The sequence below is a fragment of the Aurantimonas sp. genome, assembly GCF_964217435.1.
GTDB classification, from domain to species: Bacteria; Pseudomonadota; Alphaproteobacteria; order Rhizobiales; family Rhizobiaceae; genus Aurantimonas; species Aurantimonas coralicida.
This window is the reverse complement of the sequence record NZ_CAXPJM010000017.1, coordinates 1-15,389: the sequence shown is the minus strand read 5'-3', so window position 1 is coordinate 15,389 and position 15,389 is coordinate 1. Positions and strand designations below refer to the sequence as shown.

Annotated in this window: 12 protein-coding genes; 1 reads left to right on the top strand and 11 read right to left on the bottom strand. The window is 67.2% G+C overall.

From position 1 onward, the window contains the following. The 11 genes from ACEQX1_RS08220 to ACEQX1_RS08170 all read right to left on the bottom strand — a co-directional run. On the bottom strand, window positions 1-940 hold a 940-nt coding region (locus ACEQX1_RS08220), incomplete at its 3' end, for a siroheme synthase (RefSeq protein ID WP_370196711.1). A 52-nt stretch (window positions 941-992) separates the two neighbouring features. Then, entirely contained in the window at window positions 993-3,713 is a 2,721-nt protein-coding gene (locus ACEQX1_RS08215) for a molybdopterin-dependent oxidoreductase (RefSeq protein ID WP_370196710.1), read from the bottom strand. Window positions 3,714-3,727: 14 nt separating this feature from the next. Next, a complete protein-coding gene (gene nirD / locus ACEQX1_RS08210) occupies window positions 3,728-4,072 on the bottom strand; it encodes a nitrite reductase small subunit NirD (protein WP_370194977.1) in 345 nt (114 codons plus the stop codon). Beyond that, on the bottom strand, window positions 4,069-6,513 hold the full coding sequence (nirB, locus tag ACEQX1_RS08205; RefSeq protein ID WP_370196709.1) for a nitrite reductase large subunit NirB: 2,445 nt from the start codon (window positions 6,511-6,513) through the stop codon (window positions 4,069-4,071). The genes nirD and nirB overlap by 4 nt, the downstream gene beginning before the upstream one ends. A gap of 11 nt (window positions 6,514-6,524) precedes the next feature. Further along, window positions 6,525-7,460: a GAF domain-containing protein gene (locus tag ACEQX1_RS08200; RefSeq protein ID WP_370194974.1), complete on the bottom strand. Its 936-nt coding sequence runs from the start codon at window positions 7,458-7,460 to the stop codon at window positions 6,525-6,527. Beyond that, complete coding sequence (locus tag ACEQX1_RS08195) at window positions 7,457-9,238, bottom strand: ABC transporter ATP-binding protein (protein WP_370194973.1); 1,782 nt, start codon at window positions 9,236-9,238, stop codon at window positions 7,457-7,459. Before ACEQX1_RS08195 ends, ACEQX1_RS08200 begins: the two co-directional genes overlap by 4 nt. Window positions 9,239-9,264: 26 nt before the next feature. Continuing rightward, complete coding sequence (locus ACEQX1_RS08190) at window positions 9,265-10,359, bottom strand: ABC transporter permease (RefSeq protein WP_187392563.1); 1,095 nt, start codon at window positions 10,357-10,359, stop codon at window positions 9,265-9,267. A 74-nt stretch (window positions 10,360-10,433) separates the two neighbouring features. Next, window positions 10,434-11,753, bottom strand: coding sequence for a CmpA/NrtA family ABC transporter substrate-binding protein (locus ACEQX1_RS08185; protein WP_370194971.1), 1,320 nt, complete (start codon window positions 11,751-11,753; stop codon window positions 10,434-10,436). A 404-nt stretch (window positions 11,754-12,157) separates the two neighbouring features. Continuing rightward, window positions 12,158-13,330 carry a CmpA/NrtA family ABC transporter substrate-binding protein gene (locus ACEQX1_RS08180; protein WP_370194969.1) on the bottom strand — a complete coding sequence of 391 codons (1,173 nt, stop codon included), beginning with the start codon at window positions 13,328-13,330 and terminating at the stop codon, window positions 12,158-12,160. Next, complete coding sequence (locus ACEQX1_RS08175) at window positions 13,311-13,913, bottom strand: ANTAR domain-containing response regulator (RefSeq protein ID WP_187392585.1); 603 nt, start codon at window positions 13,911-13,913, stop codon at window positions 13,311-13,313. Before ACEQX1_RS08175 ends, ACEQX1_RS08180 begins: the two co-directional genes overlap by 20 nt. A gap of 102 nt (window positions 13,914-14,015) precedes the next feature. Continuing rightward, the gene (locus ACEQX1_RS08170; protein WP_370194968.1) at window positions 14,016-14,540 is read right to left on the bottom strand and encodes a hypothetical protein; all 525 of its coding nucleotides are present in this window, start codon (window positions 14,538-14,540) and stop codon (window positions 14,016-14,018) included. A gap of 134 nt (window positions 14,541-14,674) precedes the next feature. Here ACEQX1_RS08170 and ACEQX1_RS08165 point away from each other — a divergent pair. Further along, window positions 14,675-15,389, top strand: a 715-nt coding sequence (locus tag ACEQX1_RS08165) for a HupE/UreJ family protein (protein ID WP_370196707.1), incomplete at its 3' end; no start/stop codon positions are given.

Genomic DNA, 15,389 nt, shown 5'->3' with positions numbered 1-15,389 from the left:
CCGACACGTCGCCGGATTTCAGCCGCACCACGTGCTTGCCCGCCTTGGCGAAGCTGACCATCATGGCGTTGATGTCTTCCTGGCGGCAGCTGTCGCGGGCGGCGCGCTTGCCGACCAGCATGCGCCGGGCCTCGCGGCGGGCGAGTTCGAGAATCTCGTCGGAGACGAGGTCGTCGAACAGGATCACGTCGGCTGCCTGCAGGGCGCGCACCGCCTTCAGGGTCAGGAGTTCGGCCTCGCCGGGGCCGGCCCCGACCAGGGTGACGCGACCGCCGGCCTCGGGCGAACGCGCCAGATCGTCGATGAAGCCGCCGGCCGCCGCCTCGGCCGCGGCGTCGGGCAGTTTGGTGGTGAAGGCGCTGTCGGCGAAGCGTTCCCAGAAGGCACGGCGCAGGGGGCCTGGCGAAAGCCGCTCCATCACCGCGCCGCGGACCCTGGCGGCCAGGGCCGCCCACTGGCTGAGCGCCGGCGGCAGCAGGGTCTCGATGCGGCGGCGGATCGCCTGCCCCAGGATCGGGGCGGCGCCATCGGTAGAAATGCCGATGACCACCGGCGAGCGGTTGACGATCGTGCCGAAGCGGAAGTCGCAATAGGACGGCTTGTCGACGACGTTGACCGGCACGCCGGCCGCCCGCGCCGCGCAGGCGAAGGCCTGGCCCTCGGCGAGGCTCTCGGTATCGCCGACGGCGATCGCCGCTCCCCCGAAGACATCGGTCGCCCAGGGCCGGTCATGGTGAAGGATAACGCCGGATTCCGGCGGTACGGCGAGAAGCTCGGCCATCTCGCCATCGATCCCGTCGGCCGGGACGTAGAGATCGACATGGGCGCCCGCCGAGGCCAGAAGCTCGGCCTTCCACGCCGCGCCCGGTCCGCCCCCGGCCATGACGACGCGCTTGCCCGCCAGATCGAAGAACACCGGCAGGCTTGCCAGCGGACCCATGCGCTGCGAACGCTGCGGGAGCTGTTCGGCGTCGTTCACGGCGAGGGGCGGCTTACGCCGTGTTCGCGAGCCGTGCATCATCGATGATCCCCTTGATCTCGCTGCGGCAGGAGCCGCAATTGGTGCCGGCCTTCAACGCCGCGCCGACGGCCTCGACGGTGATTGCCCGGCCGGTTGTCACCGCCGTCGCGATCTCGTTGACGCCGATACTGAAGCAGGAGCAGACGATCGCGCCCGGGTCCGGGCGGTCGGCACCCCCGCGCCCGGCGAGCAGCCGGAAGCGGTCGCGGACAGCGTTGTGCGCGTCGCCCAGCTGCCCCGCGGCCCAGACGCGCGACACGGCGACGGGATCGCGCGCAATCCAGAGCGCGCCGATCAGCGCTTCGCTGTCGAAGACGGCAAAGCGATGTGCGCCGGTCGTCGTGTCATGGAACGCCAGCATCTTCGCCCTGTCCGGCGCCTTGAGCAACGCCGCGGCGAGGGCGCTCGGGTCGGCCAGCGGCGCGAGGCCGGCCAGTTCCATGCGCCAGCCGGACTCGGCCCGCGCCAGCGCGAAATAGTCGAGGCCTTGCGGATCGGGCCGCGACCGTGTGACGGCGAAGCCGAACCAGGCGGCTGGGAACGGCGCGATCGACACCTCGGTGGCCTTGAGACCCGGCTGGCCGGAGACCGGATCGACGGCCGGTGCGACCACGGCGTCGATGCGACCGCTGCCCGAGAACTCGTCGCTCCAGTGCATCGGCACGAAGACCGAGCCGCGCGATTGCCGGTCCGTGGTGCGGCAACGCACGATCGCCGCGCCGAAGCCGGATCGCACGGTGACGAGGCCAGCTTCCGCAATCCCGTGCGCTGCGGCGTCTGCCGGATGGATGTCGACGAAGGGCTCTGCGACATGGGCCGAAAGCCGGGCCGAGCGACCGGTGCGGGTCATCGTGTGCCAATGGTCGCGCACACGCCCGGTGTTGAGCAGGAACCGGCCCTTGTCCGTCCGGCGACGGGGGGCGGCATCGACGGCCACGATGCGGGCGCGCCCGTCCGGATGGTAGAAGTGTCCGTCGCCGAAGAAGCGGTTGCCGTCCTTCGCCGAAGCCGCACCTGCTTCGGCCGGGGCGTCGCCGGAATCGGATGGGGAGACGACGCGGGGCTGCGGCCACTGAACCGGCTCCAGGGCGTCGTAGCCGCACTGGTCGAGCCCGGCGAGCGCGCCGATGTCGAAGTCGCGCGCTCCGGCGTTGCCATGGGCCGAGAGCCGTGCGTGTTCGTCGAAGACGTCCGCCGCGCTGGCGTGGGAAAAGCCGTCGGCGAAGCCCATGCGGCGGGCGACGTCGGCGATGATCGCCCAGTCGGGCCGGGCCTCGCCGGGCAGCGGCAGGAAGGGACGTTGGCGCGAGATCCGCCGCTCGGAATTGGTGACCGTTCCGTCCTTCTCGCCCCAGGCAGCGGCGGGCAGGGCGACATCGGCGAAGCGCAGGGTGTCGTTGCGTGCGACGACATCGGAGACGACGACGAAGGGGCAGGCGGCGAGGGCTGCCTTCACGGAATCGGCGTCGGGCATCGAAACGACGGGGTTGGTGCCGATGATCCAGAGCGCCCTGATCCGGCCGTCGGCGACGGCGCGGAACATGTCGACCGCCTTCAGGCCGGCGCGGTCGGGCATCGCCGGGGCGTCCCAGAAATCCTGCACCAGGGAACGGTGCGCCGGGTCCTCGATGGCCATGTGCGCCGCGAGCATATTGGCCATGCCGCCGACCTCGCGTCCGCCCATGGCATTGGGCTGGCCGGTCACCGAGAAGGGACCCATGCCCGGCCGTCCGATGCGGCCGGTCGCCAGATGGCAGTTGATGATCGCGTTCACCTTGTCGGTGCCCGTCACCGACTGGTTGACGCCCTGGCTGTAGACCGTGACGACCTTTTCTGTCCTGGCGAAGAGTTCGTAGAAGGCCTGGATCTGGCGGATGTCGAGGCCGGTGGCCTCCGCGACATGCGGCAGCCGCATCCCGCGGGCCCGGCGCAGCGCCTCGACGAAACCGTCGGTATGCCGGGCCACATAGTCGCAATGGATCGCACCGGCCTCGGCGAGGAACGGCAACAATCCGGCAAAGAGCGCCGTGTCGCCATCGGCAGCGATCGGCAGATGCAGATCGGCGAGATCGGCGCTGGCCGTGCGGCGCGGATCGACAAGGACGATCTTCATCTGCGGGCGCGCGGCTTTGGCCGCGGCGATCCGCTGGTAGAGCACCGGATGGCACCAGGCGAGGTTCGAGCCGACGAGGACGATCAGATCGGCCTGTTCCAGATCCTCATAGGTGCCCGGCACCGTGTCGGAGCCGAAGGCCCGGCGATGGCCGGCGACCGAGGAGGCCATGCACAGGCGGGAATTGGTGTCGATGTTCGCCGAGCCGATGAAGCCCTTCATCAGCTTGTTGGCGAGGTAGTAATCCTCGGTCAGCAACTGGCCGGAAACGTAGAAGGCGACGGAATCACGGCCGTGTTCGGCGATGGTGGCGGTGAAGCGTTCGGCGACGCGCGACAGCGCGTCGTCCCAGGTCGCACGTTCGCCGGCGATGGTGGGGAACAGCAGCCGTTCCTCCATCCCCAGTGTTTCGCCGAGGGCCGAGCCCTTGGAGCAGAGGCGGCCGAAATTCGCCGGATGCGTGGGGTCACCAGCGATCGCCACGCTGCCACCCGGACGCGGGGTTGCCAGGACTCCACAGCCAACGCCGCAATAGGGGCATGTGGTCCGGATGGTGGTGTCGGCCGGTCGTTCGTCCATCGCGCGGGTCCCGGCTATTCGGCGGCGAGGACGAGGGCGGGTTCGTCCAGCGACAGTTCGATGGCACCGGTCGGCGGGTCGACCCGCACGGCGAAGACCCGCACCCGACCTTCGTCGGGCCCGGCGGCGATCCCGCTCTCCAGCGAGAACACCATGTTGTGCAGCGGGCAGGTGACCGAGGCGTCGTGGACGATGCCCTGGCTGAGCGGCCCGCCCTTGTGCGGACAGCGGTCCTCGGTGGCGAAGATGCCGTCATTGGCGGTCCGGAACACCGCGACGCGCCCGAACGGGGTGAGCACGCAGCGCGCGCCGCGGCGGGGAATGTCGGTGACCGCACCGATGCGATGCCAGCTGGTCATTCGGCAGCCTCCAGGGTGAGATCGGCCATCGGCTGGAACTCATGGCTGGCGCGCGCGCCCGAGGCCCGCTCCGACCAGGGATCGGTCTGGCTGAAGGTCTGGCTGTGGACGAAGGCTTCGTAATAGCCGCGTCGCCGCGCAGGATCCTCGACGATGACGGCGCGGATCGAGTCCATGCCGACCCGCTTCAGCCATTTGTACATGCGCTCCAGATAATGGCCCTGCTCACGGTAGAGCTGGACGAGGGCGACGATCATCTCCAGTGCCTCGTCCTCGGTCTTCACCTGGGTGAGGATCTCGGTGCCCTTGATGTCGAGCCCCGCCGCACCGGCGAACTGGATCTCGTAGCCGGCGTCGGTGCAGATCACGCCGACATCCTTGCAGGTCGCCTCGGCGCAGTTCCGGGGGCAGCCGGACACCGCCATCTTCACCTTGGCGGGCGTCCAGGAGCCCCACATGAACTTCTCGATCCTGACGCCGAGGCCGGTGGAATCCTGCGTGCCGAAGCGGCACCAGTCGGTGCCGACGCAGGTCTTCACCGTGCGCAGGCCCTTGGCATAGGCGGCGCCGGAGACCATGCCGGCGGCGTTCAGATCGGCCCAGACCGCGGGCAGATCCTCCTTCCTCACGCCGAGGAGGTCGATGCGCTGGCCGCCGGTGCACTTGACGGTCGGGATCGCGAACTTGTCGGCGACGTCGGCGATCGCCCGCAGTTCACTGGCCGAGGTGATGCCGCCCCACATGCGCGGCACGACCGAATAGGTGCCGTCCTTCTGGATGTTGGCGTGGACCCGCTCGTTGATGAAGCGGGACTGCTTGTCATCGACATAGTCGCCCGGCCAGTCGGCGATCAGGTAGTAGTTGAGCGCCGGCCGGCACTTGGCGCAGCCGCAGGAGGTCTTCCACTCCAGCTCCTGCATGACCTCGGGGATCGACTTCAGCGCCTTGGCGCGGATCAGCCGCCGCACGTCGCCATGGCCGAGATCGGTGCAGGGGCACATCGGCTTGACGGCCGCGGGATTGAAGGCGGCGCCCAGGGTCAGCGCCATGAGCTGCTCCACGAGCCCGGTGCAGGAGCCGCAGGAGGCGGAGGCCTTGGTGTGGGCCCGCACCTCGTCGAGGCTGGTCAGCCCACCCGCGGCAACCGCGCCGGTGATCTTCGATTTGCATACGCCGTTGCAGCCGCAGATTTCCGCATCATCCGGCAAGGCTGCAACGGCCGCCATAGGGTCCAGGGGGGCACCCCCCTGGAAGGACTGGCCGAAGATCAGGGTTTCGCGCATGTCCGATACCGGCGCGCCGTCGCGAATGAGGTCGAAGAACCAGTTGCTGTCCGCGGTATCCCCGTACATCACGGCGCCGACGAGCCGGTCGTCCTCGATCACGAGGCGCCTGTAGACACCCTGCGCCGGATCGCGAAGGACGATCTCCTCGCGTTTCTCGCCCTCGGCAAAGTCGCCGGCGCTGAAGAGGTCGCATCCCGTGACCTTGAGCTTGGTCGACAATTCCCTGACCGCAAAGGCGTCCGGCTGGCCGAGCAGCGACTTCGCCAGCACCCTGGCCTGATCGTAGAGCGGGGCGACGAGGCCGAAGAGCGTACCGTCGAACTCCACGCATTCGCCGACGGCGTAGATGTCGGGGTCCGACGTCTGCATCTGGGCGTTCACGACGATCGCGCGGCCGACGTCGAGACCCGCATCCCTGGCGATCTGCGCCGCCGGGCGGATGCCGACCGCCATGACCACCAGATCCGCCTTCAGGGTCGTCCCGTCCGCCAGTTCGACGCCCTCGACACGGTTCGTGCCGAGAATCTTCTGGGTCGAGGCCCGCGTCATCACGGTGATGCCGCGCTTTTCCAGATCCTTGCGCAGGAGATAGCCGGCCGCTTCGTCGAGCTGGCGCTCCATCAGGTGACCCGACAGATGCAGCACGGTGACCTCCATGCCGCGCAGCCGCAGCCCGGCTGCCGCTTCCAGGCCGAGAAGTCCGCCGCCGATGACGACGGCATGGCTGCCGGGCGTGCCGGACGCCTCGATCATGGCATGGGTGTCGTCGAAATCGCGGTAGGTGATGACCCCGGGCAGGTCCCGGCCTTCCACCGGTACGATGAACGGGACAGAGCCGGTGGCGATGATCAGCTTGTCGTAGGGCACCTCGCCCTTGGCGCCGGTGACGATCTTGCGCTGCCGGTCGATCGCGACGACCTTCTCGCCGAAGCGGCACGTCACGTCGTGCGCGCCGTACCAGTCCTCGTCATGGGTGACGATCTCCTCATAGCTCTTCTCGCCGGACAGGACCGGCGACAGCATGATGCGGTTGTAGTTGCCGCGCGGTTCCGCGTTGAACAGCGTGACCGCGTAGGCGTCCCGATCGGCCTCGAACAGGGTCTCGAGCACCCGGCCGGACGCCATGCCGGCACCGATGACGACCAGTTTTCGCATGAACGTTCCTTTCAATAGTACCAGGCGACGACGTGGCTGATCGTTCCGTCGCGATAGATCGGAACAGCCACCATCGATGCGTAGCCGGCGGTCAGAGCGGGATTGTCGTGCTTGACGGCGGGGATGCCGGTACCCAGCACCTCGCCGATCGGTCCCTGCCACGCCGCCACGCGCCGCTCGGTCTCGTCGTCCCAAAGCGGTCCCTCGCGCTGGCAGATGCCGTCGGCGAGGATCGCTTCCCTGGCGCCGGCCGTCCCGGCGGCACGCGCATTCCACAGCTCGAACCGTTGGGCGATCGGCGTGCCGCGGGCCGAAAGCAGCGTCAGGACATAGGTCCGGTCGCCCGGCACGGTGATCGGCAGGCCAAGACCGGTGGTCAGGCCGGCCCTGCCGGCGCTTTCGGCGCGGATGAAGCGGTAGCCCGAGCCGAGATCGCGCATCAGCATCGGCGCGTTCGCCGCCCAGACGCCGCCGGGCAGGCCCTGTCCGCGGGGGAAATGCGTATGCTGCGAGACCCATTCGAAGTGCCGCGCCGCGCCGTAATAGCCGTCGTCCAGCATCAGGAGGCCGTCGCTCTCGCGCCAGACCTCGATGGCACCGGTGCGCGATTCGTCATCGGCGCACAGCACGACGATGACGGCCTTCAGGGCGCTTCCGGCGAAGATCGGCACAGCGACCGCGCAGGTCAGTCCCGCCGCCCTCGCGGCTTCGGCGCGCTGGAAATAGGAGCCGTCGAACTGCTTCAACACCACCGGGCGGGCCTCGTCCCAGGCGCGGCCGGGCAGGCCTTCGCCCCTGGCGAAGCTCTGTTTCGCCGAAACGGCGGCGAAGGCGTCTAGGGAACCATAATTGCCGCTCGACCAGACCAGTCGATCGCCGTCGGGGACCCACACTTCCGTCACCTCGATAAAGGCGCGGGTGGCGACGTCGGGCGCGATCACGCTCATGCCGCTTCCCTTTCCGCGCCCGCGGCCTTGTCGCCCGCACCCTTGTCGTCGGCGGTCGTCTCCGCGCCGGCCGCCTGTGCGCCGGGGCCACCCTTTTCGTACTCTTCCAGGAAGCTCAGGAGCTGTTCGCGATAGAGGTAGTAATCGGGATGCTCGAGCAGCGCCTTGCGGGTGCGCGGGCGCGGCAGGTCGACCTTCATGATCTTGCCGATCCGGGCCATCGGGCCGTTGGTCATCATCACGACCCGGTCGGCGAGGAGGATCGCCTCGTCGACGTCGTGGGTGACGCAGACGGTGGTCACCTGGGTCCGCTTCCAGACATCCATCAGGACGTCTTGGAGCTCCCAGCGGGTCAGTGAATCGAGCATGCCGAACGGCTCGTCGAGAAGCAGCAGCTTCGGCGACAGGGCGAAGGCACGGGCGATGCCGACCCGCTGCTTCATGCCGTTGGACAGGTCTTCGGCCCGCCGGTGCATGGAATCGCCGAGCCCGACGCGGTGGAGATAATGTTCGACGACATCGCGGCGTTCGGCCGGCGTCGCGTCGGGATAGACCCGGTCGACGCCGAGAGCGACGTTCTCCCGGGCCGTCAGCCAGGGCATCAGGGATGGCGACTGGAAGACCACCGCGCGTTCGGGGCCGGCTCCGCTGACCTCGCGGCCATCGAGGATGATGCCCCCCGACGAGATGTTGTTGAGGCCGGCGGCCATGGACAGGACCGTCGACTTGCCGCAGCCCGAATGGCCGATCAGCGAGACGAACTCGCCCTTTTCCATCTTCATGTCGAAGCCGTCGACGACGGTCAGCGGCCCCTTCGGCGTCGGATAGGTCTTGGTGACCTCGAAGAACTCGACATAGCCGCGCCCGATGGCGGACTGCGCTGCGCGGCGATAGGCCGCCGGAAGCTCCGGCATCGGTCCCTTCGCCGACTTCTGGGTGATCGGGACGACGTTCGGCAGGGAGACCGCTGCATCCGTGTCGGCGGAGGCATGGCGCCCACGATCCATCAGATAGCCGGTGATCTCGCGCCGCAGGCGCTTGAACTCGTCATTGGCGTTCATCGCCGAGCGGTCGCGCGGGCGCGGCAGTTCGACCGGAAAGGACGGGCCGAGACTGGCCCTTGGACCAGGATCGAGCGGGATGATCCGGTCGGCGAGCAGGATCGCCTCGTCGACATCGTTGGTGATCAGGATGATGGTCTTCTTCTCGACTTGGCTGATTGCGGCGAATTCGTCCTGCAGCTTGGCGCGGGTCAGGGCGTCGAGCGCCGAGAGCGGTTCGTCGAGCAGCAGGATCTCCGGGCTCATGGCGAGAGCCCGCGCCACCGAGACACGCTGGCGCATGCCGCCGGAGAGCTCGGCCGGCTTGCGGTCGACGGCGTGTGCGAGACCGACCATCTCGATGTATCGGTCGACCCGCGCCTTGCGGGACGCCTTCGTCTCGCGGGCGAAAACGGTGTCGACCGCGAGCGCGACATTGCCGCGAACCGTCAGCCACGGCATCAGCGAATAGGACTGGAAGACCAGGCCGCGCTCCGGGCCGGGTCCCGTCACCTGGGCGCCTTTCATCAGGACCTGGCCGGCATCGGGCCGGATCAGCCCTGCCAGCAGCGAGATCAGCGTGGTCTTGCCGGAACCGGAAAAGCCGACGATCGCGACGAACTCGCCTTCCGCGACCTTGAGGTCGATGCCGTCGAGGATTTCGGCGCGAGCCGGGCCCTCGCCATAGGCCTTCGAGACATTCGCCAGTTCGATCATCGGGGAGGTGGCCATGGTCATGTCCTTTCGCGCCCGGGAAGGCCGTCTCAGCGGTTCGAGGTGAAGGTGAAGGCGGTCTGCAGGGCAGCCATGATCCGGTCGAGCATGAAGCCGACGATGCCGATGGTGATCACCGCGACGATGATCCGGGCCAGCGAATCCGACGAGCCGTTCTGGAACTCGTCCCACACGAACTTGCCGAGGCCGGGGTTCTGGGCCAGCATCTCGGCGGCGATCAGCACCATCCAGCCGACGCCGAGCGACAGGCGCAGCCCGGTGAAGATCAGCGGCATGGCCGAGGGCAGGACCAGCTTGGTGATGGTCTTGTGCGTCGGCAGCTGCAGCACCTTGCCGACATTGACGAGATCCTTGTCGATCGAGGCGACGCCGAGCGCCGTGTTGATCAGGGTCGGCCAGAGCGAGCAGAGGGTGACCGTGATCGCCGAGACCACCATCGACTTCGGCACGGCGTCGGAGGCGTTCACGTAGAGAGCCGAGACGATCATCGTGACGATCGGCAGCCAGGCTAGCGGCGACACCGGCTTGAAGATCTGGATCAGCGGATTGAGCGCGCCGTTGATCGTCGCGGACAATCCGCAGGCGATGCCGACCGGAATGGCGATGATGGTGGCGAGCACGAAGCCGAGGAACACCGTCTTGAGGCTGGTGAGGATCTGTTCCGGATAGGTCGGGGCACCCGTGTAGCTGCGGGTCTTCACGCGGTCCGCCATGCCCTGTTCGACCAGCTTGGCATTGCGCGCGTCCTGTCGCTCGTAGAACGCCACCCGGTCCTGCCGCCCGCGCTGATAGTCATCATAGAGCGAGCCGACCTGCTGCCAGACCTGGACCGGCCCGGGCACCGTGCCCAATGATGTCTGGACCTGCGGGGCGAGGGCGGCCCAGGCGGCGAGAAAGGCGACGATGCCGATCAGCGGCACGATCAGGCTCTGCCACAAGGCGCGCAGATTGCTGCGGGCATCGTCTCCCGCAGCGATCTTCATGACCGGCACGGACCAGCCGAGGCCGATCGCGGTCAGCGGTCCGGTGGCGCGGGTGATCCGGGACATCCGCTTTTCGCGCTTCAGAATCCGGCGCTCGGCGGGGGACAGCTCGTCGCCCATGAAATCGGAGGCGGTACTCATCGCTGGCGTTCCTTCGTCGAATGCTTCGGCGGCAAGGTCGCCGGGCAGGGGCTGCCCGGCGCGAGCGGCTGCGCTCAGTTGGAGACGACGCTGGCGACGTCCTCGGAGCCCTTCAGCCCGATCTCGAACTTCGCGAGATATTCGTTCGGCTTGCGCCCCTCATATTCGACGCCGTCGATGAACTCGGCCGTCGCCGGCTTGTAGCCATCGGTGTCGGGTACTGCGGACGGGTCCAGATAGCCGTCCTCGACGAGGGATTCCGCGGCCTTCCGGTAGATGTCGGGTCGGTAGACCGACGCGGCGGTCTCCGCGTACCAGGCATCGGACTTCTCCTCGGAGATCTGGCCCCAGCGACGCATCTGGGTGAGGTACCAGACCGCATCCGAGTAGAAGGGGTAGGTCGCGAACTTGTCGAAGAAGACGTTGAAGTGCGGCGCTTCGCGCGTGTCGCCCTTCTCGTATTCGAAGGTGCCGGTCATTGAGTTGGCGATGACCTCGGGATCGGCCCCGACATATTCGGGCCGCGACAGGATCTCGACCGCCTGCCGGCGATTGGCGCCGCCATCGGCATCGAGCCACTGGCCGGCGCGGATCAGCGCCTTGGTGACGGCGATCGCGGTGTTCGGGTTTTCCTCGACGAAGGCCGCCGTCATCCCGAAGACCTTCTCGGGATTGTCTTTCCAGATCTCGTAGTCGGTGATCACCGGCACGCCGATGCCCTTGAACACCGCCTGCTGATTCCACGGTTCGCCGACGCAATAGCCCTGGATGGTGCCGGCCTCGAGCGTCGCCGGCATCTGCGGCGGCGGGGTTACGGACAGGAGCACATCGGCGTCGATCTGGCCGGAGGTGTCGCTCGGCGAATAATAGCCGGGGTTGAGCCCGCCGGCCGCAAGCCAGTAGCGCAGCTCGTAATTGTGGGTCGAGACCGGGAAGACCATCCCCATGTTGAAGGTCTTGCCGGCCGAGCGGTACTGCTCGACCACCGGTGCGAGCGCGGCAGCCGAGATCGGATGCTCGGGCTTGCCGTCGGGGCCCGCCGGGATGTGCGTCTTCATCTCCGCCCAGACGTCGTTCGAGACGGTGATGCCGTTGCCGTTCAGATCCATGGAGAGCGGCGTGACGATATGCGCCTTGGTGCCGTAGCCGATCGTCGCCGCCAGGGGCTGGCCGGCCAGCATGTGGGCGCCGTCGAGTTCGCCGGTGATGGTGCGGTCGAGCAGCACCTTCCAGTTGGCCTGGGGCTCGATCGTGACGTACAGGCCCTCATCCTCGAAGAAGTGCATCTCCTTGGCGATGGCGAGCGGTGCCATGTCGGTGAGCTTGATGAAGCCGAAGGTCAGTTCGTCCTTCTCGACCGGCAGCATGCCGGCCGACGCAGGCGAGGCGGCCATGACGGCAAACGCTCCCGTGCAGCCAAGAAGGGTTCGGCGAGAGACTGCGATGATGCTGGCCATGGCGTAAGCGTCCCCGTTCGCCGGGCATGCCGCGCCGGCGTTGTTGATCGTTGAAATGAAAAAAGGCTGCCCGACCCGTTGTCGCTCCGAAGCCTCGGAAGCGCATGAAAACGAAGTCGGCAGCCTTGCCGGTGCGCCCGCCATTGGGCGCCTATGATGCCGGCAAGCGTTGCCGGGAGATAATGGGAGACGGATCAGTGATCCGGTCTCTGGCGACCATTCTTACTGCCGCGGCGGAGATGTTGCAACGCGGCAGGATGCGTTTTTGCGGTTTTTTTGAACTTTTCCAAAGTCTGTATATTTGTTGTGCAGATCGCCATGGATCCGATCAGGCGATGTGCTCATGTCTCATGCGGATCGCCGGTTTCTGCATCAAAAAGGCCCGCCGGGCGGTGCGGGGCGGAAGACGGTCCATCCTCGTCCGCATCTTCATCTTGTGCGGGAGCGGGCTTTGAGTCTCCTTGCGCCCTGTCGAAAAGGTCCGGGCGAAATGTCCGGCCGGCGATGGCCAGCCCGGTTTCGCAGAAGCGGACGTCGCCCCAACGTGCCATCTGACGATAAAGCCACCGGCCATGGCTCCGGTCAGGACGGTTGGCGTCCCCACCGGCGAAGATCATGAAGCCCTCGATGGCCCGGAATCGTCCCGGAGCGACTTCCATGCGACCCGTTATCCCCGCCATGAGGTCGTCCGACGGCACGCCGAGATGTTGCGGCAAGGCCAGCAAATCCGCGAGAGCGCGATGATGGGCCGGATCAGCGCACCAGAGGGCGGCCTGGCCGAGGGCGTCGATGAGCCGGGACAGGGTTTCCGGGCGGTCCCTTGCAAACGCGGCGGAGACGCCGAGCACCTTTTCCGGGCCGCGTCGCCAGATCTCCGCCTTGCTGGTGACGATCCGCCCGACACCGCGCCTGACGGCCACCGTGCTCCAGGGTTCGCCGACGCAGAAGCCGTCGATCTCCCCGGCGGCGAGCGCGTCGGGCACCAGTGATGGCGGGACGACGGTGATCTCGACGTCCCGGTCCGGTTCGATCCCGGACGCGGCAAGCCAGTACCGCAGGTCGTAATTGTGGCTCGAATACCGATGGACGACAGCAAGCCGGGCATGGCTGCGCCCCGCCTGCGCCCGCCGGCCGAGGGTTGATTTCAGTGCGGCACCCGCCGCTGCAGGTCCATCCGGATCCTCGCCCGCCGTATCGGCCATGGCCTGGGCGAGGGCGGTCGAGACAGTGACGGCATTGCCGCCGAGCGCCAGCACCATCGGCGCGATCATCGGAACGGCGAGCGGGCCAATGCCCAGATTGGCCGCGATCGGCATCGGCGCCAGCATGTGTGCGGCGTCGAACTGGCCGACCCCCATCCGGTCGCGGATCGTCGCCCAGGAGGTTTCCCGGAAGAGGGTGAGATCGAGGCCGCGTTCCTCGGCAAAGCCGAGCTTCGCCGCAACCAGCAGCACGGCGCTGTCGAGCAGCGGCAGGTAGCCGAGGCGCACGCTCTCAAGCTTCGTCACGGGCATCTCCCAACAGCGAATAGGCGCTGACGAGGCCCTGGGCGACGTCGGCGATCTTCCGGTTCTCGTTCATCGCCGTTCGACGCAGGAGCGCGTAAGCTGCAGGCTCGTCCAGCTTCTTCAGTTTCATCAGGATGCCTTTGGCGCGTTCGATCACCTTGCGCTCGGCCAGTTCCGAGCGCGCTTCCGCCAGTTCGCTGGACAGCCGGGAGAAGGCATTGAAGCGCGAGATCGCCATGTCGAGGATCGGCTTGACGCGCTCCTTCCTGAGACCGTCGACGATATAGGCCGAGACCCCGGCGTCGACGGCCGCCTCGATCGCGCCGGCGTCGGAGCGGTCGACGAACATCGCGACCGGCTTCTTCACCGAGCGGGAGACCTGGAAGAAGTGTTCCAACTGGTCCCGGTTGGGGTTTTCCAGATCCACGACGATCACGTCCGGCTGAACCGTCTCGATGCGTTTCACCAGGCCGAGAATTTCCCTGACGACGGCGACCCGCCGATGTCCGGCCTCGCGCAGTCCCGCCTCTATGATGGCGGCACGAACGGCATTTTCGTCGAAGACCAGGATGGAAAGATCGGCGTCCATGCCGCGCAGTGTGCGCACGCAGGATTTTTCCGCAATGCAATATCTTCGATGGCCTGTACCGCGGGGCGACTGGAACGTCGCTTTGCGTGGCCTGCCGATCAATCATCTGCTCTCGGCTGCGATGGAAGATGCCGCCGCCATCGTGTCGTGGAGGCCCGCTGCAATCCCTCTGGATAGGTCCATCGTCGCGATGGCCCGGTCGCAAACGCGAGCCGGTGGCGTCGAGCACGAAGGAGGTTCATTCGCCACCATGACCGTGCCATCTTCTTCGCCGACAAGTTTCGCGCCGGGATCGGGGATCAGGATCGCGGTCTGCGCCCGAGGGAACCAACCGCCGACAGTATGCTGACGTTCAGTCGAACCCTCTTCGGACATCTGACGATCGCCCTGGCGGTCGCCTTCGCCATGTTCGCGGCGCCTCAGGGGCCGTCGGCTTCGCACGACCCGGTCGCCACGCTGCACGCCGCCTTCAACGACCACGGCCACTCGCATGACGACGAGCCGCTCGCCGACACATCCGGGCACGGCGATCACGAGCACAAGCACAACCCGTTCGACCATTCCCACGACAAGCCCGGAACGTTGCCCCGGTTCGACGCCCCCGTGCCGCCCGGTGCCGTGCAGCATGCTCTGCTCCGTCAGGATCGAGGCCTGGAGGGCGAAGCTTCCACCCTCGACCGACCGCCGAGACCGTCCGTCACCCCGTGATCAGACGCCGTCCCCGCGACGGCATGGCACCTTACGGACAATCGGAACCAACCATGCAAGACCCTTCCGTCGAAGGTCGTCTCGAGTCGCGCCACGCGATCCGGTCGACGCTTCGCACCCCCATGCTCGCGCTTCTCCTGGCTATGACATGGGGCACGACAGCTCTCGCGCACGGCGTTGCCGCCGGCGACCAGGGCTACATCCAGGAGATCACCGGGGTGAACCTCATCGCCTTCATGTATCTCGGCGCCAAACACATGGCGACGGGCTACGACCACATCCTGTTCCTGCTCGGCGTGATCTTCTTCCTCTACCGGATGAAGGACATCGGCATCTACGTGACCCTCTTCGCGATCGGTCACTCCACGACGATGCTGCTCGGCGTCTATTTCGACGTCGGGATCAACAGCTACATCATCGATGCGATCATCGGCCTGTCGGTCGTCTACAAGGCGCTCGACAACATGGGGGCGTTCCAGCGGTGGTTCGGCTTCCAGCCGAACACCAAGGCCGCAACCCTGATCTTCGGCTTCTTCCACGGGTTCGGTCTGTCGACCAAGATCCTCGAATACGACATCTCGCCGGACGGCCTGGTGCCGAACCTCCTCGCCTTCAATGTCGGCGTCGAGATCGGCCAGCTTCTCGCCCTCGGCGCGATCCTCATCGTCATGGGCTTCTGGCGCAGGACACCGAGCTTCTTCCGCCACGCCTACACCGCCAACGTCGTCATGATGGCCGCCGGCTTCGTGCTCTTCGGCTACCAGGTCG